1 protein-coding gene is annotated in these 713 nt (G+C 71.5%); it reads right to left on the bottom strand.

The features are described from left to right. On the bottom strand, positions 1-201 hold a 201-nt coding region (locus ACWCOM_RS18465; RefSeq protein ID WP_454550198.1), incomplete at its 3' end, for an FAD-dependent oxidoreductase. Positions 202-713: the final 512 nt, after the last annotated feature.

The raw sequence follows: 713 nt of genomic DNA on the forward strand, positions 1-713 counted from the left end.
GTCCTCGGTGTCGGTCTCCAGGGTGAGGTCCTCGATCTCGATCCGCCCGGCCAGGAAGTCCTTCGACAGCGGCGGACGGTCGTAGGGGCGCTGGACCTCATCCCCGATGATCACCACCCGCCCGGCGTACCCGAGACTGCGCGCGGCCCGCGCGGCCGACAGACCGGCCAGGGACGCTCCGACAATGACGAGGGACTCCATGGAAGGACCCCTTTCAGATCAGTGGGTGCACGGGCGGCAGTGCGGCTCGGACGGTGGAAGCTGTCGACTCGAAGCCGCGTACTGCGCAACGTGCCTCATATCGTGAGATTCAGCGTGAGCTGTCCCACAGGCCCCTGTCAAGCATTCCGGCCGACTTTTCCGGTGCCCGGCACGCCGGGGCCGCGGCCCTCGACCCTCCGGTCGGCCCCTCGGGGAATGTTGCGCATTGTGACCAGCGTTGCGCGGGGAGGGTTGACCATCCGCTGCGCCGGCGCACCAGGAGCCAGGGCGGTGCCGGCGCGGGCCGGGACCGGTGCTGCGCACTCGTAGCCGGCCCGGCACGGGGGGAGCCCCGCACCGGTCGGGTGCGGGGCTCCTCGTGCATCCCTCAGCGGGCGGGGGCGGGGGTCAGCGTTCGCGTTCCCCGCGGATGAAGGCCTCCAGGTTCGCCCGGGCGGTGTCATCGGCCTGCTGCTCGGGCGGGGACTTCATGAAGTACGCCGCCGCCGAGG

This window comes from Kocuria sp. KH4, from assembly GCF_053711175.1.